Raw genomic sequence first — 22,480 nt, forward strand, 5'->3', positions numbered from 1 at the left:
AAGTCTCACTAAAAGGTTTTTGGCAATTATCGCACTTGAATCGTCGCCGATTTACTTTGAGAATTACTTCTCTATTTCCCATTGGTAAATCTCTTACCAAATGACTTTTATTTTGATGAAGCCGATGACTTACCTTACCACAACGGGAGCAATCTGCTGTTTTTTTCTCGACTCTTACCGATAATATTAATGTTTCTTCTGTTTCCTTGCTATCTTCTACTATGACACCAGATAAATTTAGTAGTTTGGTCATTATTCTTTTCATAATTAATTCCGAATGTCCTCTTGTTCTGCGCTATTATAATATTTTAGCACACTAAGTACGGAAGAGCCGATTTTACCTGCACTGGCTACCGAGCGATCGCTTGCTCAAAGTTTATCAGCAGTTGGGGCAGTTGGTGCGTCCTGGCGGTGTCGTACTTAACGGGGACATTATGCCGTTTGGGCCGCACTTGGAGACTTTTAGGCGACTCTCGAAAACTTTGACGGCGCGTCAGGAGAGGGAAGCTTTCGAGCAACGGGGTGTGGAGGACTGGAACAGTTGGTGGCAGGCACTTTCAGAGGAGCCGGGGATGAAGGAATTGCTTGAGGAACGCGATCGCCGTTTTGGCCAACGGTTCACTGAGTTTGAACCGCTGCTTGACCTGCACTCTGCCTCTTTGCAGGATGCCGGTTTCCGCGAAGTTGAGGTAATCTGGCAGAACTTGGACGATCGCGTGCTGCTAGCGATCCGCTGAGTGCTGTTATTTTAACCAACATTCCGCACGCTCAACTGTCACAAACTATCTAGATGCTACCCCAACCATCAGCCATGATCAAAGCAATGTTTTCAGGCGGTAAAAATCGTGGTCTATTCCTATTTCATCAGTTTTAATTTGGGAATTGTCTTTTTAGTTTTGCTGGTTTTTGGCATACTGCAATGGTTGCACGTACCAGCGGGTAGTTTTATCGATTGGGTTATTGCGGTGGCTATTTTTGAATGGTTGCTGGCAATTGTGACGGTGCCTTGGAATATCCATTTTGAAGCTAAGGAAGTAATCGCAGAAGCAGCACAGTCTGCGGAAAAGGGTATTAGAGTTGATGACAAGCAAGTCAAGTATGCGAAAATGGTGGCGAAGCGATCGCTCTTTGTCGCTATTGCTCTACATCTTATTTCTGCGATCGGTTTGTACATCCTAGCTGCCGCTGGTTTCAGTGTCATCGGATACCTCAGTTCTGGAGCCGCTTTGCTCTTAACTGTGCTGCGTCCAGCCGTGCGGGGTTATCAATATTTAGCGGTGCGGCTGGCGATGATTCGCGAACAAGTCAAGTATCCTCGCGAAGATGTTGTGGAATTGCGTAGTCGCTTTGCTACTTTGGAGACAGCAGTTCAGCGCCTAGAAGATCTGCTGAACTCAGAATATCCAGACTCTTGGGCTTCCGTACAGCAGCGCCAGTTGGCAGCGATTCGCAACGATTTAACCCGCATGGCGACTGGGTTTGAAGAATTGCGATCGACCAATCAAGCTGAGCATAACCGACTGGCGCGTGAGGCGCAAGAAGCGATCGCCCAACTGACAACCGACGGCCAATTTCTCGATCGCGTTCGCGAACTCATCCGGTTTTTCAAGACAGCGTAATCCCTAGTGCAAGTGGTCAGTTGTCAGTGGTCAGTGGTAAAAATCAAGATTTCCAGAGCGATCGTTGGCAATTTTTAGTGGTGAGTTATTTCCGCCATCCTGCACTAGAAACCCGATTCAGTATTCGGGATAGGGTATGAGAAACCCGGTTTCTCAAAGAAACCGGGTTTCTGGCATTATATAGCAACCGCTCTCGCGTTCGCCCCTCCCCAGATTTATGGCTTAACCGACTTTCATCGGTTGTTATAGTTTGATTCCAAACTTACTTTTATGCTGTTTCCTTCTTGATCTTGTCTGCTTTATCCACTATCGCCTTGAGCGCCATCCGAATAGTCCAAGAAGAAGTGCCAGGATTTGCTTCGATTTCCCCGATCAGAATATTTAAATCGTCGATTACTACTTCAAGTGTTCTATCAGTCATGAGCGGCATAACTATTAATCTCTCAAGCCTTAGCAATTTGCAGAGTGCAAAAATTATTGTTGACAATTTCAAAATATAAGTCTGCTTGATAAGCAGCATTTTGTCGCTCATAACTTTGGGAATTTCCTGTTTCAGATTGACTACAATTACCATTATTTTGTTGACCTTGTGCGTAGGCTAAAGCCATGTGAATATAAGCTAGAATTTCCATATTTTTACCTCGCAAAGTTATCCTACTTGATTTGATTTAAGTGGAAATAGTCCCTGGGTAAAAGTCCTGGTTGACCAGTTTACTGAGCGTCATTGTCAATTTCAGTTCTAAATCGACTTTAGTGAAGGAGAACAGTCATTTGAGGGTAGACACTCTGAGAACTGGCTGAAGTTTTATTCGATCGCTATACCCTTGGGGTTAGTGGAGGTCTTCGCGCCTGTCCAATAAAAGATACGCTGGAGAGAAATCGTTTCAGGAAATTTTTCTTGAGGCGGGGTGCTGAGTGCTGAGTGGGGAGTGGGGGAGTGGGGGAGTGGGGGAGTGGGGGAGTGGGGGAGTGGGAGAGTGGGGGAGTGGGGGAGTGGGAGAGTGGGAGAGTGGGAGAGTGGGAGAGTGGGATGAAAATTTTAGATTTCAGATTTAAAATTGAAAGAAAATCTAAAATCTAAAATCTAAAATTACCCATGCCCCATGCAAATTCCCCGCCTGCACCCAGACACGATCGAACAAGTCAAACAAAAAGCCGACATAGTTGACGTGATATCCGATCGCGTTGTCCTACGCAAGCGGGGCAAAGATTTTGTCGGATTATGCCCCTTTCACGACGAAAAATCTCCCAGTTTCACCGTCAGCCCCAATAAGCAGATGTATTACTGCTTCGGGTGTCAAGCAGGGGGAAATGCGATCGACTTCCTCATCCAACTGGGAAAACAACCCTTCAGCGATGTAGTGCTGGAATTGGCAAAACGCTACGCCGTCCCGGTGCAAACCCTCGAACCAGAACAGCGCCAAGAACTGCAACGCCAAATCACCCTACGGGATCAGCTATATGAGATTCTGGCAGTGACGGCGGCGTTTTATCAGCACGCACTGCGATCGCCCCAAGAACAAAAGGCTCTAGAATATCTCAAATCCCAACGTCAGCTGAGTGAAGAAACCATCCAACGGTTTCAGCTAGGCTATGCACCGGCGGGTTGGGAAACGCTTTACCGCTACTTAGTGGAACAGAAAGGTTTTTCTGTTCATTTGGTGGAAGAGGCGGGGTTGATTAAGTCTCGCAAGGAGGGGGGTGGTTATTATGATGTATTTCGCGATCGCTTAATTATACCCATCTGCGACATCCAAGGACGTGCGATCGCTTTTGGGGGCAGAACTCTTACCAACGACCAACCCAAATATCTCAACTCGCCCGAAACCCAACTATTTAATAAAGGTAAAACTTTATTTGCTTTAGATAAAGCCAAAGACGCCATTGCAAAGCTTGATCGAGGTATCGTGGTGGAGGGATACTTTGATGCGATCGCACTCCACGCCGCCGGTATTACCAACGCAGTCGCCTCCCTGGGCACAGCCCTCAGCTTAGATCAAATACGCCTGTTGTTGCGCTACACCGAATCCAAACAACTGGTACTCAACTTCGACGCCGACAAAGCAGGTACTAACGCAGCTCAAAGAGCAATTGGAGAAATCGCCGACTTAGCCTACCGGGGAGAAGTGCAATTGCGAATTCTCAATATCCCCGATGGCAAAGACGCCGATGAATTCCTCAAAACATATTCCCCAGAAGAATATCACCATCTGCTGACAACCGCGCCACTATGGTTAGACTGGCAGATTCAGCAAATGCTGGTCAATAAAAACCTCAAACAAGCCGATATTTATCAGCAAGTCGTTCAGCAAATGGTGAAATTACTGAACAACATTGGCAACCCAGATACGCGATCGCACTACATCCGCCATTGTGCACAAATTCTCAGCCAAGGCGAGGGGCGACTGATATCCATGCTTGCCGAAAATCTCATAGCCCAACTTAAAAGATCTCAGCGTGCTGGCCTAGTTGGGATAGCTACCAAGCGTCCCAGTCCTTCTCAATCGCTTCCAGCTTCTTTTAAAAGCAAGAAATTAGAGGAAGCTGAGGCTTTACTTTTGCGCCTTTATCTGCATTGTCCCGATCAACGTCAGGTGATCGCAGATATTTTAGAGGAGCGAGATTTGCAATTTAGTCTTTCCCACCACCGATTTTTGTGGCGACAGATTTTACATTTACAGGAAACAGCCGCACAACTAGAACTAGACTTGATCTCGAAGCTGCAAGATAATAACCTAGAATTTAAGCAAGAAATGAGCCAAGTTTCTCACCTGTTTCACTTAGATGAAAAGAGCGAGCAGGATATTTCCCGCACCTCCAAACAGATTCAAGCTGCTGTCAACCGCATAGAGCAGGTGATGTGTGAAAAACGCTATCATTATTTTCAAGAACTGTGGGAAAAAACTGACCGCTTTACCCAGCCAGAACTTTGGCAGCAATACGGCGAAGAATTTTATGCTTCTAAATGGCAGAGCGTGAAATTGGAGCGGGAATACGAAGTCAAATTTTCTGACTTAGGGAAAATTTAAAGGGCACAACACAAGAAGAATCTGTGTTGTCTCCCCCACTCCCCCCTCCCCTCTTACCCTAGTGCAGCGCGGCAGAAATAACCCACCAGGAAAGAAGTAGTTAAATGCCTGACACCAAAGGACTTTTGACTTTTGACTTCCGCGTAGCGGCACTAGCCCCTTTTTTAGCGCTACGCGAATACATTAGGACTGTATTAAACGCTCAAAGCAAGGCGGAGACTGTGTTTGTACTCAGCACTCAGCACTCAGCACTCAGCACTTTGCTATATTAGCGGCAATCTAGAGTATCGCGGGTATTGCGTCCCGTAACAGGATTAGTGCCTTTAGCAACTGCACAAAGCAACCTTTGCTGATCGCCACGCAGCAGAACATCGGTGAAATCCGCACCGTCAACGATCGCGCGATCGAACTTAGCATTAAAAGCAAAAGCCCCTTCCAGCACAGCATTAGTTAAATTTGCGCCTCTGAAACGGGCATTGTCCACAGTAGCATTCGTGAGATCGGCCCCCTCTAAATTAGCCGATTCTAGATTAGTCCCGAAAAGACTTACTCCCCGCAAATCAGTATGGCTCAAGTTACTGTTGCGGAGATTGGCGTGGTTGAAAGCGGAATCTGTCAGCACCCGCCCAGACAAATCGAGGCCAACAAGCGTTTCTTTGGTATAATCTGTGGCCCAGGCCGGGGTGGCTAGAGCTCCAAAACCTGTTAACCAGACCGCTACCCAAAGCCATAAACTGAGTAATATTCTCGAAATCCGATTGTTTAACCTAGAATTCATGCTCGTACCAGTTGATGGCAAACCATTCTGTATCTCATTATCCCAATATTGGTGCATTAGGTGAAGACCTAGTTGCCCAATGGTTGCTATCGCAAGGCGCGGTTATTCTCCATCGCCGCTGGCATTGCCGTTGGGGAGAATTGGACATCATCGCCCAACAAGAACCAGCGGATTTGGTGTTTGTAGAAGTCAAAACTCGCAGTCGGGGAAATTGGGATGCGGATGGTCTGCTGTCGATTACATCGCAAAAACAAGCTAAACTTTGGCAGGCTGTTCAGTTATTTTTATCCGTACATCCAGAGCTAGCAGATAACCCGTGCCGATTTGATGTAGCTTTGGTGAGATGTCAACGGCTAGATAGCAAATTATCTCATAATTTAAACTTTGAGTCAAGCAATATTTCCGGCTTTGACCCCCCATCGATAGCGCAGCAAAAAGAGAGCTATGTTGGGCAATCTCCCCTCACGCTGGAGTCAGCTGCACAGATAGCTGGATATCGACTGGTCTTGCAGCAGTATATTCAGGGAGCATTCGATTTTAGTTATAAAATCTAAAACCTAGAAATTAGGCGAGGGTTTCTGGACAATATCCCAAACCATTGACAAATTGGCGACGAAATGCGTCAATTTCTTCGCGATCGGGTTTACCGTGAGAAACTACTGCCACCTGATAGCGACGCATGACGTCGATGGGTGACTGTCCGGCATCCAGACTCCAAAGGGCCATTTTTACGCGAACTTCCGGTTGATAGGGAATTCCTAACTCGTTTAAGTAAGCCCGAAAGTCTCCATGCTGTTGTGGCTCTAAAGTAAATTTCATTTTCACCTTCACCACCCAGCCATCAATCTGATGTAAAACCGTGACCGAGTGAAAGGGAAATTGGCGATTTGCGTGCAAATACTCAACTATTCTTTGGGTGAGACTGGCATTGGCGAGGAAATATATGTATTCCATAAATTTAGTTGGGGGGGGAGTAGCGAATCTTATACCTATATTGTTGCCAGGAGTCTCTATTTATAGATAGGGGAGAAACCCCCAATATTGACTGGGGAGATTTACCCAATTTTTGATAAATTTGTATAGATTTATTACAATAATATACTATTTACAACCGAAAAGATAAAAAACTTTACTTAATTGGTTTCGCTCGCCGCGATCGCATTATCATAGACGTTTTATATTAAGTTAAATTAACAATAATTTTTTTAACGCGGCCACAAATCCCCCTTAAGGCCAAATTCGATTCCCACCAGTCCCTCCTACATTCCCAAGTCCAGGTGCAAAATCCAAAATCGATATCATCCCCCAACCCAGCCGCTAACAATGAGGATAAAGACTTCTCATTAGCAGGCTATGACTACGAACTGCCCAAAGAGCGGATTGCACAAAATCCCGCAATTCCCAGGGATAGCTCTCGCTTGCTGGTGGTAGACTCCCCCGTTAGCCACAGCCACTGCATATTTAGGGATTTACCGAACTTACTCAAACCCGGCGATTTGCTGGTGCTGAATAACACTCGCGTCATCCCAGCCAGACTTTACGGTTGCAAACCCAGCGGTACAGCAGTAGAAGTGTTGCTGCTCGAAGAACTAGAAAACAACTGCTGGTTAGCTTTAGTGAAGCCCGGTAAACGCTTAACGCCGGGAGAAAAAATTTTATTTACACCGCAGGAGAATGTTGAATTTTCAATCCAGAATCAATTAAGTGCTACGGTTTTGGCTAGCGATAATACCATCGGCGGACGAATTTTGCAATTTGAACTGCCAGAAGGAGAATCTCTAAATCAAATTTTGGCACAATTCGGTCATGTTCCTTTACCTCCTTACATCAAATATTCACAATCGCAACCAGAGCAATACCAGACCGTTTATGCTGAGCGACCGGGGGCGATAGCAGCGCCCACAGCTGGGCTGCACTTTACGACAGAGTTACTCAAGCGGTTGCAGGAACAAGGAATTGGGCAAGCATACGTGACGCTGCACGTTGGGGTGGGAACGTTTCGACCAGTGGAGGTGGAGGAGATTACAACTCACAAAATGCACTCCGAGTGGGTGGAGGTATCGACAGAAACGGTGGCGCAAATCCGCGAAACTAAGGCTAGAGGAGGTCGGATTATTGCGGTGGGAACAACGGCGGTACGGGCGTTGGAAGGAGCTGCTGCTGGCGGTGAATTGCAACAATTTTGCGGCAGAACCGATATATTTATCTATCCCGGCTATGAATGGCGAGTGGTGGAGGGACTGATTACTAATTTTCACCTGCCTCGCTCAAGCTTACTGATGCTCGTTAGTGCAGCGATCGGGCGTCAGCGCCTGCTATCTTTGTATCAAGAAGCGATCGCGTGCGAATACCGCTTCTATTCTTTTGGCGACGCCATGTTGATTTTGCCCGAAGCTAAGAGTACAGTGTTCTCAAAAGGTTTTGGTGCCTCATAGCCCTTGGAAACAGGTCTTGCATAAATGTTTAAAAAGCACCCCTCGATCTATATAGTTGCCGCCGTTATCGGTTTCGGTTTTACACCCCTGGTACTACTAACCGAGGCTGCTAGAGCTATACCAGAAGCAGTCCAAGGCATTGTTACGCAGGATCTGGAGGCGGCTGGTTACTTCCAACTAGGAGTCAATCGTTACAACGATAGAGATCTTGACGCCGCCGCAGTCTCGTTTCGCCAAGCACTTGAGCGAGATCCCAGAATTGCTGTAGCTCATTATTACCTGGCAAATATTTTCAACGAAAAGGGCCGAACTGGGGAGGCTCTAGCTGAATACCAGCAAGCGATTAGCATGAACCCCAATTTAGAAGAAGCGCATTATAATTTGGGAGTGATTTACGATCGGCAGGGCCAGGTACAGGACGCTGTAGCTGCATACGATCGCACCCTTGGCATCAATCCCGAAAATGCCAATGCTTATTACAACTTGGGAGTGATTTACGATCGGCTGGGACAGCTAGACGAGGCAAGCGTCGCCTACAGGCAAGTAATTCGTCTGGCTCCCAACAATGCCAATGGTTACTACAATTTAGGAATTGTCCTCGAAAAGCAAGGCCAACTGGAAGCGGCAGCATCTGTATACCGAACAGCAGTTCGTATCAATCCCAACTTAGCTGCGGCTCACAATAGCTTGGGGAATATTTTAAGCAGACAAAACCAGCCAGAAGAAGCGATCGTCGCATACAGAGAAGCTATTCGCCGCCAGCCGAACGACGCATCTGCTTACTATAATTTGGGCGTTATTTTGTACTATCAAGACCAGCTCAAGGATGCCGTCACTCCCCTTAAGAGAGCCAGAGACTTATACAGAGTCCAAGGTAACACTGACAAAGCCGAACAAGTCGATCTATTAATCCAACAAATTGACGTACTGCGAAAACAACCCAGAACTCCGGCAAGAACACAATGAAGGAAGTTATGCCGCGCTAATCTAAACGATGCAGAGTGTGTTATGGACTAATCGGGCTTGACCAACTACCTAATGCTTCTAAAGCAGGTACAATAAAGATTGACCTATACTTTACTGTCTAGGCCAGTTTAACCATTGATAATAATGATTAGCCGTATGGATAGATTTGAAAACATATCAGTAAAGGGATTTCGCCGTCTTCAAAATATCGATCTTGAGATGAGAAATCTCATCGTGATGATTGGTGCAAACGGATCGGGAAAAACCTCTTTTTTAGATGTTCTTTCAGTACTAGCTGCTTCAGCAAGTGGAAATTTACATAATATATTGCAACACAAAGGCGGTTTGAATGAAATTTTGACAAGAGGTAAGGCGCGGGAACTAGAAATTAAAATTTCCATGCAGGTGCCAGATGAAAACCCTTTGAAATACAGTTTAACTTTGTCTCCTAAAGGATTATCTTATGAATTTAGAGACGAAAATTTAACGCAGCAGAGAAATCCCCATAGACCGGAACCATTCAAATATATTGAATCACATGGGTTAGATATTAAATATTTTCAGGAAGGCAGCGGGCTTTTGAGACCGAATTGGGAACATAACCCTCTTGAAACATCACTTTCTCAAGTTCCTAAAATGTATCGCGAGCCTGAAAATTTGAGAAATATCCTTGCTTCTTGTACCTATTATGGAGCGCTAGATGTTTCAGAGAAAAGCCCTGTTCGTCTACCTCAAGCAATGCGCCCTGCAAAGTTGCCTGGAGCAAGCGGTGAAGACTTAGTTTCCTGTCTTTATGACCTGCGGGAAACAGATCGCGATCGCTTTGAAATGGTTGAAAATATTCTATCTGCTGCCTTTCCAGATTTTGAGCGATTAAATTTTCCTCCAGTTGCCGCCGGAACTATTTCCATGACTTGGAAAGATAGAAATTTTTCTCAACCTATCTATGTACATGAGCTGTCAGAGGGAACACTGCGCTTTTTGTGGTTAGTTACTCTTCTGCAAAGTCAAAGTTTAACAACAATCACTTTGATAGATGAACCGGAAGTTAGTTTACATCCCGAACTTTTAAGACACTTAGTATATTTAATGAGAGAAGCATCAAAACACACACAACTGATAGTTGCCACCCACTCAGATCGACTGATCCGATTTCTTGAACCCCGCGAAGTTTTGATTTGCGATATCGAAGAAGGTGAGGCAAAAATGACGTGGGCTGACAGCCTGAACCTAGATAAATGGTTGGAAGATTACAGCCTTGACCAAGTTTGGGCAATGAATGTAATGGGTGGTCGCCCATGAAAATTGCTATTTTGGTTGAAGGCGCTACCGAAGTGGCATTTATGCTAAACTTCTGTCAGGGCAACGATTTGAGCGATCGCTAATGCCAACTGAGGAAAAGTTGGAGAAACAATAGTAGCTTCTCCTTGATATCTCTGTGCCTGATATTCACCATCGATTAAGCGGTTGACAGTCACCGTAGGCTGTTTTGGAGAGCCAATATACTGAACGCCTCCCAACCCTGCATAATCAACTATCCAATACTCCAGAATTCCTAAAGTTTCATACTCATTCAATTTGATGCGGTAATCATCCCGCCAATTAGTACTGACGACTTCTATAACCAAGGGAGGTGGAATATAAGCAGCAGCAGAGGCAGAACTTTGACGCATTCTGACCCATTCTTCCTTGGCAAACACCACAATGTCGGCTTTACGACTCGATTCACTTTCGCCAGGGGCAGCGTTCAATCTGACTTGTTTACTTTGTCGAGGAACGTAGGGAAGGTTCAAGGATTGGCAATGCTCCACCAAGAGACGACATAATCCATCGACGACATCCTCATGTTTAGCAGTGGGTTCACTCAGGGGCATGGCAACTCCATTGACTAGCTCGAATGACCTACCAGAGCCGTCATCCCAGTTGAGAAATTCCTCGAAGGAAAGGGTTTTTTGGGCGATCGCAATCATTGATATTAACCTTTTGCTCTCTAGTGTTTTGAGACAAGATTTTGTCGTCATAACCTTTTTGAGTTCAAATTGGCAAGCGGTTGATGTCTTTGTTCGAGCCAATTACGACCATCGCCTCACCCTTGGAAAGCCGCCTGTTGGGATCGGGATTAATCTCAAATTTGCCATCGTGGCTGACTGCTAGCATATTCAAACCATAGCGGCTGCGGAGTTTTAGTTCGGCGATAGTTTTGCCGTGAAATTCATCAGGAACAATAAGTTCCACGATACTGTTTTCCGTGTCCAAGTCAAAACGGTCTAAAATAGCTGGCTTAGTGAGCGATCGGGCCAGCGCACAACCCGCCTCATGTTCTGGATATATGACATGATCTGCACCCACTCGCTTCAATAGCTTAACGTGGACTTCTGAAGAAGCTTTTGCCACCACATGAGATACCTTAGCCTCCTTCAAATTCAGCGTGGTAATTATGCTTTCTTCTACGTAATTACCAATAGCGACAATAACTGTATCAAACTCTAAAATCCCCCCTTCTTTCAGCGCCGCCGGTTCGGTTGAATCCAATTGCACCGCATGAGAAACCAATTGATCTGTTAAAGCTTGGGATACTCGTTTTTCATCAACGTCAGTCCCTAAAACCTGGTATCCCATGCTGTGCAGCGATGAACATACGGCTCGACCGAAGCGTCCCAAGCCAATCACTGCAAACTGTTGATTGTCTTTACGCAGACTGCGAAAAAAACCTAACGATGACAAATTCATATCAATCCTGTTTTAGTCATTAGTCATTAGTCATTAGTCATTAGTCATTTGCAAAAGACAACTGACTACTGACTACAGTTTATCAAGAAAGCGATCGCACTTTCATACGCTACCCCACGAGCAGATTTTCTTCTGGATAGTGAACCACACTGGGGCGAGGGTCTCCCAGTAGAGTTGCCATCAGGAGTACAACTCCTACTCTTCCTATATACATCGTTCCAATTAAAATCAGCTTTGCCGCTGGTGAAATACTAGCAGTAATGCCAGTAGAAAGACCCACTGTAGCAAAAGCTGAGACGACTTCAAAGAGTATTTGAATAAAATCCAACCCCGGATCGGTAAGTGAAATTAAAATTGTCGATACCAGCAAGGTTGCAAACGAACCAACCAATACGCCAACTGCTTTTAATATCAGAGATATTGCCACTTGGCGCTGATACAGATGAACTTCTTCTTTACCTTGCAAAATCGCCTTCGTACAGCTGGTTAAAATTCGCAATGTTGTTGTCTTGATGCCGCCACCTGTACCGCCTGGACTAGCGCCAATAAACATGAGTGCGATCGTAAGAAATAAACCCGCCGTTGTCATTTTGCCAATATCAATAGTATTAAAACCAGCGGTTCTGGGAGTTACAGATTGAAACCAAGCTGCCAACAATTTATCTTTAAAGTTAAGAGAGCCAAGGGTTTCGGGATTTCTCATTTCTATAAAAAAGAATGCTACCGTTCCGAGTAACAACAGTATTATTGTTGTGCTGGTAGCTACCTTGAAGTTCAGGGAAAATACCATACAGGATGATTTTCTCCATAAGCGATCGCGGAACCACAGGTACATCTCAAAAATAACTTGATATCCAATGCCGCCAAAAATAATTAATGCCGTAACTACCAAATTTAATAATATCGATGATTCATAACCTATTAAATTATCCTTGAACAAACTAAACCCAGCATTGTTCCAAGAATTAATGCTATGAAAAATTGATAGCCACAGCCCATAATTTAAACCATAGTCTGGCACAAAAACAGGCATAAGCAGAAAAATTCCGGTGATTTCAAAAATCATCGTTGTGGCAATAATAGAGCGGATCATCTGGGCGCTGTCCTGCATACCGGGTCGATCCAAAGCTTGTTGAATCGCCATTTTATGCCTTAAATCAAACCTCCGACCTATCAGTAGGATGAGAAAAGTCGTCGTTGTCATATAACCCAGTCCCCCAATCTGGACAAGGGCGAGAACAAAAAACTGACCCCAAAAAGAAAAATAGGTGCCAGTATCTACAACCCCCAAACCAGTAACGCAGACAGCAGAGGTTGATGTGAACAAGGCCACAATCGGGTCATTCCATGTGCCGCTGCTGGTCGAAAACGGCAGCATCAGGAGAATAGCGCCTACGGCGATGACGGCGACGAATCCCAGGCAAATGGTTCTAGGTATGGTCATGGAGAATTTAATTCAATTATCTCTTCAAAAGCTTACTCCCAAAGGAGTACCTTATTTGCGGCTTGCTGATTTAGTACCGTTGATGTCAACTGATAAGTAGGTGGGCAAAAATAAACGTAAAACTGCCAGGCCCTTAGAAACCCGGTTTCTCCAAGAAACCGGGTTTCTGGGAGTGCAGTTTAATTACGCCCACCTACTTAAAACTAAAACCACTGTTTACAGCGGCTTGCAGGCGAATGAGGTATAGGGCGAAGCATTGCGGAATAAACCTTTCGGTCTTAAGTTAACCCACATTCCGCAATGCTTTGCCCCTACAATCTGTACTTCACTCAGTTGCAAAGCGCTGTATTACGGTGGCATCGTCTGCTAGGCTGATTCCGGTCTGGACATAAACAACAATATTATGACTTCAACTCTTTATCAGCAAATTCAACAATTTTACGATGCTTCCTCCGGTCTGTGGGAACAGATTTGGGGAGAACATATGCACCACGGCTACTATGGGCCGGATGGTAACCATAAGAAAGACCGGCGTCAGGCGCAAATTGATTTGATTGAGGAACTGCTTACTTGGGCCCAGGTGCAAGAAGTCGATCGCATTATTGATGTAGGTTGCGGGATTGGCGGCAGTTCTCTCTATCTGGCGCAAAAGTATAACGCCTCTGCTGTCGGGATCACCCTGAGCCCTGTGCAGGCGTCTAGGGCGGCAGAACGAGCCCAGGTAGCCGGAATGAGTACAAAGACCGAATTCCAGGTTGCAGACGCCCTGAATATGCCTTTTGCCGACGCCTCGTTTGACTTTGTTTGGTCGCTGGAAAGCGGCGAACATATGCCCGATAAACAGAAGTTTCTCCAGGAGTGTTACCGGGTGCTGAAGCCGGGTGGAACGTTCCTGATGGCAACTTGGTGTCATCGTCCGGCGATGAGTCCAAATAAACCGCTAACGCTGGATGAGCAAAAGCATTTGGAGGAGATTTATCGAGTCTATTGCTTACCTTACGTGATTTCTTTGCCGGAGTATGAAGCGATCGCACGCCACCTCTGTTTCCAAAACATCCGCACGGCAGATTGGTCAAAAGCTGTAGCGCCATTTTGGGATATAGTAATTGATTCAGCCTTCAATCCCGCTGCCATTTTGGGTTTGCTCTTGAGTGGTTGGACGACAATTCAGGCGGCGCTTTCACTGGGATTGATGAGTCGAGGCTACCAGAGTGGGCTAATTCGCTTTGGCTTGCTTTGCGCTACCAAATAAGCTTTTAATGGCTTACAGCAGCCTAAAACCTTCATCCAATGAGCCAGATTTCTCCCACTAAGTCTCCCGTCCCACAACCTAATTTCCTTCAGCGATATACTACCTGGCTGTATGCCTTTTGGAAATTCAGTCGTCCCCACACCATTATTGGCACAAGTCTGAGTGTATTGGGATTGTATGCGATCGCTTTGGCAAATTCCCCTACCACCTTTTCCAGCATCCAGCTTATCCAGCTTTTCGGAACCTGGATTGCTTGTTTGTGCGGCAATGTCTACATCGTAGGATTAAATCAGCTGGAAGATGTGGAAATTGACCAGATTAATAAACCCCATTTGCCGCTAGCTGCTGGTGAATTTTCCCGGCTGCAAGCGCAGGTGATTGTTGGTGTTACAGGCGTTTTGGCACTGTTATTGGCTTGGTCACTGGGGCCATTTTTGCTGTTGATGGTGAGTATTAGTTTGGGAATCGGTACGGCTTATTCTCTGCCGCCTATTCGGTTAAAAAGGTTTCCTTTTTGGGCAGCAGTTTGCATTTTTGGCGTAAGAGGGGTGATTGTTAATTTAGGATTGTTTTTGCACTTTAACCAGAAATTGAAAAACGCAAACGATATAATTGTGCCGCCAGAGGTTTGGGCGCTGACGCTGTTTGTTTTGGTGTTTACGTTTGCGATCGCCATCTTGAAAGATATCCCGGATATGGAAGGCGATCGCCAATACAACATTACCACTTTCACGATTAAACTGGGTTCCCTAGCAGTATTTAATCTAGCCCGTTGGGTGTTAACTGTCTGCTATCTGGGGGCTCTAGTTGCTGGGGGACTATACTTACCATCAGTCAACCCAGTTTTTCTGATTGTCACTCATGCGATCGCGCTAGGTTTGATGTGGTGGCGGAGTATGAGTGTAGACTTGCAAGATAAAAGTGCGATCGCTCAGTATTACCAATTTATCTGGAAACTCTTCTTCCTGGAATATCTAATTTTTCCAGCCGCCTGTCTGATGGCTTAATTGCTAAACTGCTAATAATAAAATATGCCCATTCCATACTACTTTCCAGGAAAGATTGGGAATTTGTAGTATAAACAAGCAATTCAACAAAGTCAAGTTGTTGGCAAAGAATTAATTTTGTCTCGCTTGCCGGAAATTTACAAAAATCATGTACTGAACATTACACCTTTTTGAGTCGAGCGGGTTGCGATCGCTTAAAGTTACCGTCTGGGCTAAACAGGTGGGTATGGCCTTGGCCAATGCGTTTGGCGAAAAAGTTAGCTAGGGACTAGGGACTAGGGGCTAGGGAAGAAGGAATTAAGAATGTCCTAACCGATCGGCGCTTTATCTTCCCTGGGTAAGAGAGTGCTTTTCTATCTAAGGCTGGAGAAAAATATTTGCAGATTTGATTATCATTCAGTTTATAAGAAAAAAACCGCCTCTGTGCTGCTGTGGCTATGAAGCGGTATGGTTTGCGATCGCATGAACCTAGTTCTACTGACGTTTATAAATTAATTGAAGGGAAAGACTATTGTTTCGGTTCGCAAACTGCGCTAAAACCTGCTTATAACCCAGAGCCAGAGGAGATACTGAATGAACAAAGCATACCCCCAGCCAAGAGCTTCGCGCAAAATAGCCTTACTGCTGATAGCGTTGCTAATGTCGCCCCTGTTCGCTGCTTGCGGGGGAGGCTCCAGAAATGAAGTTAGTCCGCCCCGCGATACGAGGGCTGGTCAAACAGCGCCAAATACTTCCCGTCCAGCCACACCGCAAGCACGTAAAGGATTATCAACAGGCCAGAAAGTGGCGATCACATTGGCAGGAGCCGCCGCACTTTACTATCTCTACAACAAGCATAAGAGCAAACAAGCGGAAGGGGCACAGGGCAAGTATTACCTTTCCAAGAACGGGCGCGTTTACTATCGCGACGCCCAAGGTAAGGCTCAGTGGGTAACGCCGCCGCCTGGGGGAATTCAAGTTCCTGAGTCGGAAGCCCAACAGTACCGAGACTTCCAGGGCTATAACGGACAATCCACCGGGCGCGACTTAAAGGATTTGGCACCAGCGCAGTAACGCTAGTGCAGATAGGCGGCATAAGGGCCGATCGCGTAATGTGCCGAAGGCGCGATCGCATTCAAGTTAGGCTAAAAAAGTCTATTTGTAATCTTGTCCGCCCATCTACACAGCCGTTCCATTACAAATTTAAGGGAGAGAAATCATGGTAGATGGATTTTTGAGAAAAATTGGTGAAGTCTTTGGTTCCGATGACCAGCAAGACGACAACTACGATCGGGAAGTACGTCCCGCCAGCGAAGATCCTTATGGCGACCCCGCCGACCAAGGAATGTTTGGTAATGTAAGTCCCGCCAGCGAAGATCCTTATGGCGACCCCGCCGACCAAGGAATGTTCGGTGATGTACGTCCCGCCAGCGAAGACCCCTACGGCGACCCCGCAGATATCGCTTCCGCTAGTGAAGACCCCTATGGCGACCCCGCCGACCAGGAAAACCGCTGGTAACGGAATGGTTGGTTAAAACTGAGATCTTGCACCAATGTCACTCTCAGCCCAAAGCCCGCCTGGGGTTTGAACCCCAGGCGGGTAATGGTGCAAGATCTGAGTTAAAACTGATAACTTGCACCAATGTCAACAAGAGGCGCTGTCTCCTTGTTATTGAGACTACTGCAAGTTATCAGTAAAAAAAAGGCAATAGCATCATTCGCTATTGCCTTTTTTTTAGATCCAATTAACGAATGTAATAAACTGTCGCACATCTAAATTGTAGTTAGGGACGGGCAAGATGCCCATCCCCCAAGAATTTCATTAAATTGACTGTAAAATTTAGGTGCGTAAAAGCTTACCATTTTCCGTTAGACTCGCACGATCTCATATCATGTTCTTACACATCAGTTACCTAAAAATTCGCGATCTTATCTGCGTTCATCTGCGTTCATCTGTCTTCATCTGTGGTAGAAATTTAACCAACGATGACAACAGACAATTTGACGATATCACTCTTACACTAACGATGCAACAGGACTTGATATGACTTGACTATTAAACAGAGGTACATAGTTGCGATGGCGCGCGCCATCGCAACTACGTACCTAAAAATCAGCCTTAGCTTAAACTAGGCTAAGAGCTACGATTACAGATCCCCCAATTATGTCTGAAAAACTCAAACGCAAACACCTGCTTCTGGCTGCTTTCATCAGTCTGGGCTTAACTACTTTTGGTTGTTCTTCACCGGGTTCAAACTCAGAAAAGGCCAAGGAAACCCCGCAGCCAAGCCCAGCCGCCTCCGTACCGGCGTCAACCCCAGAAAACGCTCAAACCCCGCAGTCTACCTCAGCCGCGTCAGATGGGAAAGAAAATCCTAGTACTCCAACAGCACCTGTAAAGAAAGGCAGTGCTGCTGATTATTACCAGCAAGGAATTGCCAGCGCGAAACAAGGAGACCTCAAGAGTACCGAAGAAGCATGGCGGAAATCTATTCAGCTAGACCCTAAGAATCCAGAAGTTCAGTCGAATCTGGGGGTGCTTCTGCAACGTCAGGGTAAGCAACAAGAAGCGATCGATCATTACAAGGAGGCAGTTCGCCTCGCTCCCGATAACGCAGATACTCACGTTAAATTAGCTGTAGCGCTAGGACAACAGCGCCAACTCGACGAATCGATCGCACAATCAAAAGAAGCCATTCGCCTCAAGCCCGACTTAGCACAAGCTCACTTTGTCTTGGCAGCTGGCTTATCCGAGCAAGGTAAGAAAGACGAAGCACTGGTGAGCCTCAAAAAAACTAAAGAATTATTGCAAACCCAGGGACAAACCGAGCAAGCTACTAAAGTCGATGAGCTGATCCAGAAACTGAATCAGCAAAAGTGAACTATGACGGAGCAAAGGGGCAAAGTCTACCTAGTTGGTGCTGGGCCGGGAGATGTCGGCTACCTCACTGTCAGGGCGCAACAACTGCTAGCGATGGCAGAAGTTTTGGTCTACGACGCCTTGGTCGATCCTCAGTTATTGCAGCTAGTGCCAGATAATTGTCGCCAGCTTGATGTGGGGAAACGCGGCGGACGCCCCAGCATGAAGCAACCAGAGATCGATCGCCTCTTGGTTGAGCAATGTCAGCAAGGAAAGCAGGTGGTGCGCCTCAAAAGTGGCGATCCGTTTATTTTTGGGCGATGTACTTCCGAAATTCAAAGCTTGCTGGCGGCAGGTTGCGCTTTTGAGGTAGTACCGGGTATTTCCTCGGCACTGGCAGCTCCTTTGCTGGCTGGAATTCCCCTTACCGACCCGGTTTTGAGTCGGTGTTTTGCAGTTTTAAGCGGTCACGATCCAGCCGAGTTGGACTGGAAAACTCTCTCTGGGATTGAGACGCTGGTGATTTTGATGGGAGGGCGTCATTTGGGTGAAATTGTCGATCGCCTGCAAGAGTACGGGCGATCGCCAAAAACTCCCGTTGCAGTCATTCGCTGGGCGGGACATCCCCAACAGGAAGTTTGGACGGGAGATCTGGGGAATATTGTCTCGGTCACAGCTGGGATATCTCTCTCGCCAGTTGCGATCGTCATCGGGGAAGTTGTGGGGTTGCGCCCTTATTTGCTCTCCGGCGGAGTCGATCGTACAGTTTCTATAAAGGAAGATTTCAAATCCTATATTCAAAACCCTCAATCCCAAATTTCTATCCCCATGACAAATCTCTTCTCCCACTCCCCCACTCCCCCACTCCCCCACTCCCCCACTCCCCCACTCCCCCACTCCCCCACTCCCCTCTCCGGCAAAACCATCCTGGTAACCCGATCGGTTGGTCAATCTGAGGAGTTTACCAACCTCTTGCAACAAGCAGGCGCAATGGTAATTGAAATGCCTACCCTAGAAATTGGCCCGCCTTCCAGTTGGGAGAGTCTCGATCGTGCGATCGCAAATATTCAAACTTTTAACTGGTTAATCCTAACTTCCACCAACGGCGTGGACTATTTCTTTGCACGACTGGAAGCACAAGAGAAAGATGTTCGTGCCTTAGCTGCCCTGAAAATTGCCGTAGTTGGCAAAAAAACAGCCCAACGACTCAAACAACACTGCCTCAATCCCGATTTTATCCCCCCAGACTTTGTGGCAGATTCCCTCGTCGAAAACTTCCCAGAACAGTTAGAAGGCCAAAAAATTCTCTTTCCCAGAGTGGAAACTGGCGGACGAGAAATCCTCGTGCAGGAATTAACCGCCAAAGGCGCTATGGTCATCGAAGTACCAGCTTATCAGTCCCAGTGTCCTGCGACTGTACCAGCTTTAGCTTTGGATGCCCTACAGCGCAAAACGGTGGATGCGATTACTTTTGCTAGCTCCAAAACTGTGCAATATTTTTGTCAGCTAATAGGGGAATTGCGATCGGCAGATCTTCTAGAGGGAGTTTGGATTGCTTCGATCGGCCCTCAAACCTCCAAAACCTGTCAGCAACTATTCGGACGGGTGGATGTAGAGGCAAAAGAATATACCTTGGAAGGCTTATTTCAAGCTTTACTCAAAATTCGATGAACAATGCCCAATGCCCAAACTGACCCCAATGCCCCAGTCCGACGCCTCATCGGTCTAACTGGCGGCATTAGCACAGGTAAAACTACTGTATCGAATTATCTTGCCAAAACCTACAATTTTCCGATTTTTGATGCAGATATTTATGCTCGCGAAGCAGTTGAACCTGGTTCGCCAATCTTCAACCAAATCCTAGAGCGTTATGGCTCAGATATTATGACAACTTCAGGAACTTTAAACCGTAAGGAGTTGGGCAATATCGTTTTCAATAATCCCACCGAGAGATATTGGTTAGAGCAACAAATTCACCCCTATGTACGCGATCGGTTTCTGAGTGCGATCGATGAATTACCTTTACATTCGACAGTAGTGTTAGTTGTGCCGCTCTTATTTGAAGCAAACATGACAGATTTGGTAACAGAAATCTGGGTAGTATTTGCTGGTGAAGAACAACAATTAAATAGATTGATGGAACGAGATAGATTGACTTTAGAGCAGGCGAAAGCGAGGATTAATAGTCAAATGTCAATGCAGGAGAAGTGCAACAAAGCTGATGTAGTTTTGGATAACTCTTCTACTCAACAACATCTTTGCCAACAAGTAGATGCAGCCTTGTTACGGTGAAAATAGCCGAGCCGAAAAGTTTCGTCTTCTGTTTTAAGAGGCAGGGGAGTATAACTTGCTACTGTGCAACTAGGAATAAATAATTAAGATTTTGGCAGGCATTATGCCGAGAGTGAGAAAATTAAAAATTACAGTAGCTTAAATCGTGGGAGAAAAACTAAATGCAAAAACTTGACAAAAGCGCACTTGAGGACATACTTAACGGAGCCGCGTTTTTCGGCAGCGGGGGAGGCGGTTCCCGGAAAATGGGCCAAGACCTGATCGACGAGATTCTTCGGCACACAGAAGTAGTTGTCTCGATCGACGTTACCGACGTGGGTGACGACGAGTGGGGAGCAGTTGTAGCAGGCATTGGAGCCCCAAATGCCAGCCAAGACCAACACTCAGAAACGCGAACTTATCCTCTTCGCACGAGCATATTCAAGGCTTTGCATGGAATTGGGCAGTCTTCCATCAAAGCTTTTGAGCTTTTGGAGCAAATACTGGGAAAGAAATTCTCCTATACGCTTTCCGTAGAAACAGGCACGGCAAACATCTTCATCGCCATGCTGGTAGCGGTATACAAGCAAATCCCAATCGTTGACTGCGACGGAGCGGGTAGGTCTGTACCCGAACTATCAATGACGACTTACGCCGCTACAGGCATCGACGTTTCTCCTTGTCCTTTAGTCAGCAAAAAAGATGAGGATGTGAAGTCAGTGCTATATGCAAAAACATCCTCAGATATGGAAAGTTTGATCAGACCGATCATCAGCACAGAGCAATTCGGTCAGCAAGGAGGTTTGGCAACTTATGCGCTTGACGGTCAAACGATGCGCGATAAGCAGTCAGTTATCCCTGGCGCGATTAGCCGAGCGTGGCAATTGGGCTTGACTCTACGCAAGGCGAAAGAGCAAGGAGAAGACCCTGTGGAAGCAGCACTAGCGTTTTTTCAAGGCAGTGCTTTTGAGCTTTTTAGGGGAGAAATACAGGATGTCAGCCAACAAACTCAAGGTGGTTTTGACCGGGGTATTGTAACTGTTAAAAATGGCGATCGAGAAGTATATGTAATTTATCGAAACGAAAGTCTGATGGCATGGCGAAACGACAGCAGTCAACCAATTGCAATGGCACCCGACTTGATTTGCTATATGACGCCAGATGGAATACCGCTGACAAATGCCGACGATCTCAAAGAAAAGAAAGGACAAGAGTTAGTTCTGATTGGTGTAAAAGCGCCAGAGCAATTACGATCGGGTTCAATTCTGGCGGCATTTCAACAATTGTTAAACTTAATGGGTTACTATGGCCCTTACGTGCCGCTCGAAAAGCTTCACCCTTATGGTGACTCCTAAAAATCTAACTCAAAAGGGGAAAAATGAAAATCCAAATAATCGTTCCTCTCGCTAATAGCCAATTTAATGAAGATGTCAAAAAAGAAGTCCAAAAGGTGGCAGCACCAGATACGCAAATCCATGTGGTTAACCTCGACGTAGGGCCACAATCTATTCAAAGTCGCTACGAAGAGTTTCTCAGTACAGGCGATATCATTAGCAAAGCACAAAAAGCCGAAGCGGAAGGATATGATGGAATCTTCGTAGATTGCTTTGGCGAACCAGGAGTTAGTGTGGTCAGAGAATTGGTAGATATTCCAGTTGTGGGGGGCTTCGATCCTGCTGTTTTGACTGCCACTCTGATCTGCCAAAAATTTTCGATTATTACAGTTGTCAGCAGCGTTAAGTCAATCATCGAAGATCTGGCAAGAGGTCTGGGCATAACAAGCAATCTTGCCTCTGTCAGAGATGTAGACATACCTGTTCTCGAATTAGAGGACAAAGAAAAGTTAAAACAGGCTCTCATACATGAAAGCGAAAAGGCGATCGATCGAGATGGCGCTCAGGCAATTGTATTGGGATGTACGGGAATGTTAGATGTAGCCAAAGAGGTAGAAAGAATCTTGGCTGAGTTAGGCAAACCAGCACCCGTAATCGATCCGACAACTGCGGCGATAACTTCTTTGCAATCGCTAATCAGATGTGGGTTATCCCAAAGTCGCCTCACATATTACAAACCCCCTCAAAAATAGGGCGTTGGTTTGTTAAGGACTTGG

General features: G+C 46.1%; 25 protein-coding genes. 17 read left to right on the forward strand and 8 right to left on the reverse strand.

Annotated features, from left to right (window positions below; all coding sequences use genetic code 11):
- Positions 1-265: transposase family protein (locus LAY57_RS00005; protein ID WP_420839052.1), on the reverse strand; the 265-nt coding region annotated here is incomplete at its 3' end.
- Between the two features lie 100 nt (positions 266-365).
- Here LAY57_RS00005 and LAY57_RS00010 point away from each other — a divergent pair.
- Positions 366-737 (forward strand): hypothetical protein, encoded by a 372-nt coding sequence (locus LAY57_RS00010; protein WP_249064219.1) that lies wholly within the window; start codon positions 366-368, stop codon positions 735-737.
- A 108-nt stretch (positions 738-845) separates the two neighbouring features.
- Positions 846-1,619 carry a hypothetical protein gene (locus LAY57_RS00015; RefSeq protein ID WP_249064220.1) on the forward strand — a complete coding sequence of 258 codons (774 nt, stop codon included), beginning with the start codon at positions 846-848 and terminating at the stop codon, positions 1,617-1,619.
- A 268-nt stretch (positions 1,620-1,887) separates the two neighbouring features.
- On the opposite strand, the gene LAY57_RS00020 is transcribed toward LAY57_RS00015, so the two are convergent.
- Both LAY57_RS00020 and LAY57_RS00025 read right to left on the reverse strand, forming a co-directional pair.
- Positions 1,888-2,049, reverse strand: a complete 162-nt coding sequence (locus tag LAY57_RS00020; protein WP_249064221.1) for a hypothetical protein — start codon at positions 2,047-2,049, stop codon at positions 1,888-1,890.
- Between the two features lie 13 nt (positions 2,050-2,062).
- Positions 2,063-2,251 carry a hypothetical protein gene (locus tag LAY57_RS00025; protein ID WP_249064222.1) on the reverse strand — a complete coding sequence of 63 codons (189 nt, stop codon included), beginning with the start codon at positions 2,249-2,251 and terminating at the stop codon, positions 2,063-2,065.
- A 471-nt stretch (positions 2,252-2,722) separates the two neighbouring features.
- On the opposite strand from LAY57_RS00025, the gene dnaG reads away from it, so the two are divergent.
- Together dnaG and LAY57_RS00035 are read left to right on the forward strand one after the other, a co-directional pair.
- Positions 2,723-4,648 carry a DNA primase gene (gene dnaG, locus LAY57_RS00030; protein WP_249064223.1) on the forward strand — a complete coding sequence of 642 codons (1,926 nt, stop codon included), beginning with the start codon at positions 2,723-2,725 and terminating at the stop codon, positions 4,646-4,648.
- A 104-nt stretch (positions 4,649-4,752) separates the two neighbouring features.
- The gene (locus LAY57_RS00035) at positions 4,753-4,920 is read left to right on the forward strand and encodes a hypothetical protein (protein ID WP_249064224.1); all 168 of its coding nucleotides are present in this window, start codon (positions 4,753-4,755) and stop codon (positions 4,918-4,920) included.
- On the opposite strand, the gene LAY57_RS00040 is transcribed toward LAY57_RS00035, so the two are convergent.
- Positions 4,917-5,426, reverse strand: coding sequence for a pentapeptide repeat-containing protein (locus tag LAY57_RS00040; protein WP_249064225.1), 510 nt, complete (start codon positions 5,424-5,426; stop codon positions 4,917-4,919). The two genes, LAY57_RS00035 and LAY57_RS00040, sit on opposite strands and share 4 nt — an antisense overlap.
- Positions 5,427-5,440: 14 nt before the next feature.
- Here LAY57_RS00040 and LAY57_RS00045 point away from each other — a divergent pair, with 14 nt between their 5' ends.
- Positions 5,441-5,980 (forward strand): YraN family protein, encoded by a 540-nt coding sequence (locus tag LAY57_RS00045; RefSeq protein WP_249064226.1) that lies wholly within the window; start codon positions 5,441-5,443, stop codon positions 5,978-5,980.
- A 10-nt stretch (positions 5,981-5,990) separates the two neighbouring features.
- Here the strand turns inward: LAY57_RS00045 and LAY57_RS00050 are convergent, their stop codons facing one another.
- Positions 5,991-6,380: a hypothetical protein gene (locus tag LAY57_RS00050; protein ID WP_249064227.1), complete on the reverse strand. Its 390-nt coding sequence runs from the start codon at positions 6,378-6,380 to the stop codon at positions 5,991-5,993.
- Between the two features lie 323 nt (positions 6,381-6,703).
- On the opposite strand from LAY57_RS00050, the gene queA reads away from it, so the two are divergent.
- The 3 genes from queA to LAY57_RS00065 all read left to right on the forward strand — a co-directional run bounded on the left by queA (position 6,704) and on the right by LAY57_RS00065 (position 10,129).
- The gene (queA, locus tag LAY57_RS00055; RefSeq protein WP_338022328.1) at positions 6,704-7,861 is read left to right on the forward strand and encodes a tRNA preQ1(34) S-adenosylmethionine ribosyltransferase-isomerase QueA; all 1,158 of its coding nucleotides are present in this window, start codon (positions 6,704-6,706) and stop codon (positions 7,859-7,861) included.
- 24 nt (positions 7,862-7,885) lie between these two features.
- Positions 7,886-8,827 carry a tetratricopeptide repeat protein gene (locus LAY57_RS00060; protein WP_249064228.1) on the forward strand — a complete coding sequence of 314 codons (942 nt, stop codon included), beginning with the start codon at positions 7,886-7,888 and terminating at the stop codon, positions 8,825-8,827.
- A gap of 156 nt (positions 8,828-8,983) precedes the next feature.
- Positions 8,984-10,129: an AAA family ATPase gene (locus LAY57_RS00065; RefSeq protein ID WP_249064229.1), complete on the forward strand. Its 1,146-nt coding sequence runs from the start codon at positions 8,984-8,986 to the stop codon at positions 10,127-10,129.
- Between the two features lie 44 nt (positions 10,130-10,173).
- On the opposite strand, the gene LAY57_RS00070 is transcribed toward LAY57_RS00065, so the two are convergent.
- The 3 genes from LAY57_RS00070 to LAY57_RS00080 form a co-directional block, all read right to left on the reverse strand.
- Positions 10,174-10,848 (reverse strand): Uma2 family endonuclease, encoded by a 675-nt coding sequence (locus LAY57_RS00070; protein ID WP_249064230.1) that lies wholly within the window; start codon positions 10,846-10,848, stop codon positions 10,174-10,176.
- Between the two features lie 13 nt (positions 10,849-10,861).
- Positions 10,862-11,557, reverse strand: coding sequence for a potassium channel family protein (locus tag LAY57_RS00075; protein WP_249064231.1), 696 nt, complete (start codon positions 11,555-11,557; stop codon positions 10,862-10,864).
- 109 nt (positions 11,558-11,666) lie between these two features.
- Positions 11,667-13,001: a TrkH family potassium uptake protein gene (locus LAY57_RS00080; RefSeq protein ID WP_249064232.1), complete on the reverse strand. Its 1,335-nt coding sequence runs from the start codon at positions 12,999-13,001 to the stop codon at positions 11,667-11,669.
- A 403-nt stretch (positions 13,002-13,404) separates the two neighbouring features.
- On the opposite strand from LAY57_RS00080, the gene LAY57_RS00085 reads away from it, so the two are divergent.
- From LAY57_RS00085 to LAY57_RS00125, 9 genes are all read left to right on the forward strand, one after another.
- Positions 13,405-14,253, forward strand: a complete 849-nt coding sequence (locus LAY57_RS00085; RefSeq protein ID WP_249064233.1) for a methyltransferase domain-containing protein — start codon at positions 13,405-13,407, stop codon at positions 14,251-14,253.
- Between the two features lie 38 nt (positions 14,254-14,291).
- The gene (locus tag LAY57_RS00090) at positions 14,292-15,260 is read left to right on the forward strand and encodes a homogentisate phytyltransferase (RefSeq protein WP_249064234.1); all 969 of its coding nucleotides are present in this window, start codon (positions 14,292-14,294) and stop codon (positions 15,258-15,260) included.
- Between the two features lie 573 nt (positions 15,261-15,833).
- Entirely contained in the window at positions 15,834-16,313 is a 480-nt protein-coding gene (locus LAY57_RS00095) for a hypothetical protein (protein WP_249064235.1), read from the forward strand.
- 145 nt (positions 16,314-16,458) lie between these two features.
- Complete coding sequence (locus tag LAY57_RS00100) at positions 16,459-16,758, forward strand: translation initiation factor (RefSeq protein WP_249064236.1); 300 nt, start codon at positions 16,459-16,461, stop codon at positions 16,756-16,758.
- 645 nt (positions 16,759-17,403) lie between these two features.
- Complete coding sequence (locus LAY57_RS00105; protein WP_249064237.1) at positions 17,404-18,120, forward strand: tetratricopeptide repeat protein; 717 nt, start codon at positions 17,404-17,406, stop codon at positions 18,118-18,120.
- Between the two features lie 3 nt (positions 18,121-18,123).
- A complete protein-coding gene (gene cobA, locus LAY57_RS00110) occupies positions 18,124-19,770 on the forward strand; it encodes a uroporphyrinogen-III C-methyltransferase (RefSeq protein WP_249064238.1) in 1,647 nt (548 codons plus the stop codon).
- Between the two features lie 3 nt (positions 19,771-19,773).
- Positions 19,774-20,391 carry a dephospho-CoA kinase gene (gene coaE / locus LAY57_RS00115; protein WP_249064239.1) on the forward strand — a complete coding sequence of 206 codons (618 nt, stop codon included), beginning with the start codon at positions 19,774-19,776 and terminating at the stop codon, positions 20,389-20,391.
- Positions 20,392-20,552: 161 nt separating this feature from the next.
- A complete protein-coding gene (locus tag LAY57_RS00120; RefSeq protein ID WP_249064240.1) occupies positions 20,553-21,725 on the forward strand; it encodes an S-methyl thiohydantoin desulfurase family protein in 1,173 nt (390 codons plus the stop codon).
- A 23-nt stretch (positions 21,726-21,748) separates the two neighbouring features.
- Positions 21,749-22,456: an aspartate/glutamate racemase family protein gene (locus LAY57_RS00125; RefSeq protein ID WP_249064241.1), complete on the forward strand. Its 708-nt coding sequence runs from the start codon at positions 21,749-21,751 to the stop codon at positions 22,454-22,456.
- The last annotated feature ends 24 nt before the right edge of the window (positions 22,457-22,480 follow it).

The sequence above is a fragment of the Argonema antarcticum A004/B2 genome (genome assembly GCF_023333585.1).
In the GTDB taxonomy this organism is placed as follows: domain Bacteria; phylum Cyanobacteriota; class Cyanobacteriia; order Cyanobacteriales; family Aerosakkonemataceae; genus Argonema; species Argonema antarcticum.

Excerpts from the sequence above, each read along its gene's own strand:
- LAY57_RS00020 (WP_249064221.1), bottom strand. The coding sequence starts at position 2,049 with ATGCCGCTCATGACTGATAGAACACTTGAAGTAGTAATCGACGATTTA.
- LAY57_RS00025 (WP_249064222.1), bottom strand. The coding sequence starts at position 2,251 with ATGGAAATTCTAGCTTATATTCACATGGCTTTAGCCTACGCACAAGGT.
- dnaG (WP_249064223.1), top strand. The coding sequence starts at position 2,723 with ATGCAAATTCCCCGCCTGCACCCAGACACGATCGAACAAGTCAAACAA.
- LAY57_RS00035 (WP_249064224.1), top strand. The coding sequence starts at position 4,753 with ATGCCTGACACCAAAGGACTTTTGACTTTTGACTTCCGCGTAGCGGCA.
- LAY57_RS00040 (WP_249064225.1), bottom strand. The coding sequence starts at position 5,426 with ATGAATTCTAGGTTAAACAATCGGATTTCGAGAATATTACTCAGTTTA.
- LAY57_RS00045 (WP_249064226.1), top strand. The coding sequence starts at position 5,441 with ATGGCAAACCATTCTGTATCTCATTATCCCAATATTGGTGCATTAGGT.
- LAY57_RS00050 (WP_249064227.1), bottom strand. The coding sequence starts at position 6,380 with ATGGAATACATATATTTCCTCGCCAATGCCAGTCTCACCCAAAGAATA.
- LAY57_RS00060 (WP_249064228.1), top strand. The coding sequence starts at position 7,886 with ATGTTTAAAAAGCACCCCTCGATCTATATAGTTGCCGCCGTTATCGGT.
- LAY57_RS00065 (WP_249064229.1), top strand. The coding sequence starts at position 8,984 with ATGGATAGATTTGAAAACATATCAGTAAAGGGATTTCGCCGTCTTCAA.
- LAY57_RS00070 (WP_249064230.1), bottom strand. The coding sequence starts at position 10,848 with ATGACGACAAAATCTTGTCTCAAAACACTAGAGAGCAAAAGGTTAATA.
- LAY57_RS00075 (WP_249064231.1), bottom strand. The coding sequence starts at position 11,557 with ATGAATTTGTCATCGTTAGGTTTTTTTCGCAGTCTGCGTAAAGACAAT.
- LAY57_RS00080 (WP_249064232.1), bottom strand. The coding sequence starts at position 13,001 with ATGACCATACCTAGAACCATTTGCCTGGGATTCGTCGCCGTCATCGCC.
- LAY57_RS00085 (WP_249064233.1), top strand. The coding sequence starts at position 13,405 with ATGACTTCAACTCTTTATCAGCAAATTCAACAATTTTACGATGCTTCC.
- LAY57_RS00090 (WP_249064234.1), top strand. The coding sequence starts at position 14,292 with ATGAGCCAGATTTCTCCCACTAAGTCTCCCGTCCCACAACCTAATTTC.
- LAY57_RS00095 (WP_249064235.1), top strand. The coding sequence starts at position 15,834 with ATGAACAAAGCATACCCCCAGCCAAGAGCTTCGCGCAAAATAGCCTTA.
- LAY57_RS00100 (WP_249064236.1), top strand. The coding sequence starts at position 16,459 with ATGGTAGATGGATTTTTGAGAAAAATTGGTGAAGTCTTTGGTTCCGAT.
- LAY57_RS00105 (WP_249064237.1), top strand. The coding sequence starts at position 17,404 with ATGTCTGAAAAACTCAAACGCAAACACCTGCTTCTGGCTGCTTTCATC.
- cobA (WP_249064238.1), top strand. The coding sequence starts at position 18,124 with ATGACGGAGCAAAGGGGCAAAGTCTACCTAGTTGGTGCTGGGCCGGGA.
- coaE (WP_249064239.1), top strand. The coding sequence starts at position 19,774 with ATGCCCAATGCCCAAACTGACCCCAATGCCCCAGTCCGACGCCTCATC.
- LAY57_RS00120 (WP_249064240.1), top strand. The coding sequence starts at position 20,553 with ATGCAAAAACTTGACAAAAGCGCACTTGAGGACATACTTAACGGAGCC.
- LAY57_RS00125 (WP_249064241.1), top strand. The coding sequence starts at position 21,749 with ATGAAAATCCAAATAATCGTTCCTCTCGCTAATAGCCAATTTAATGAA.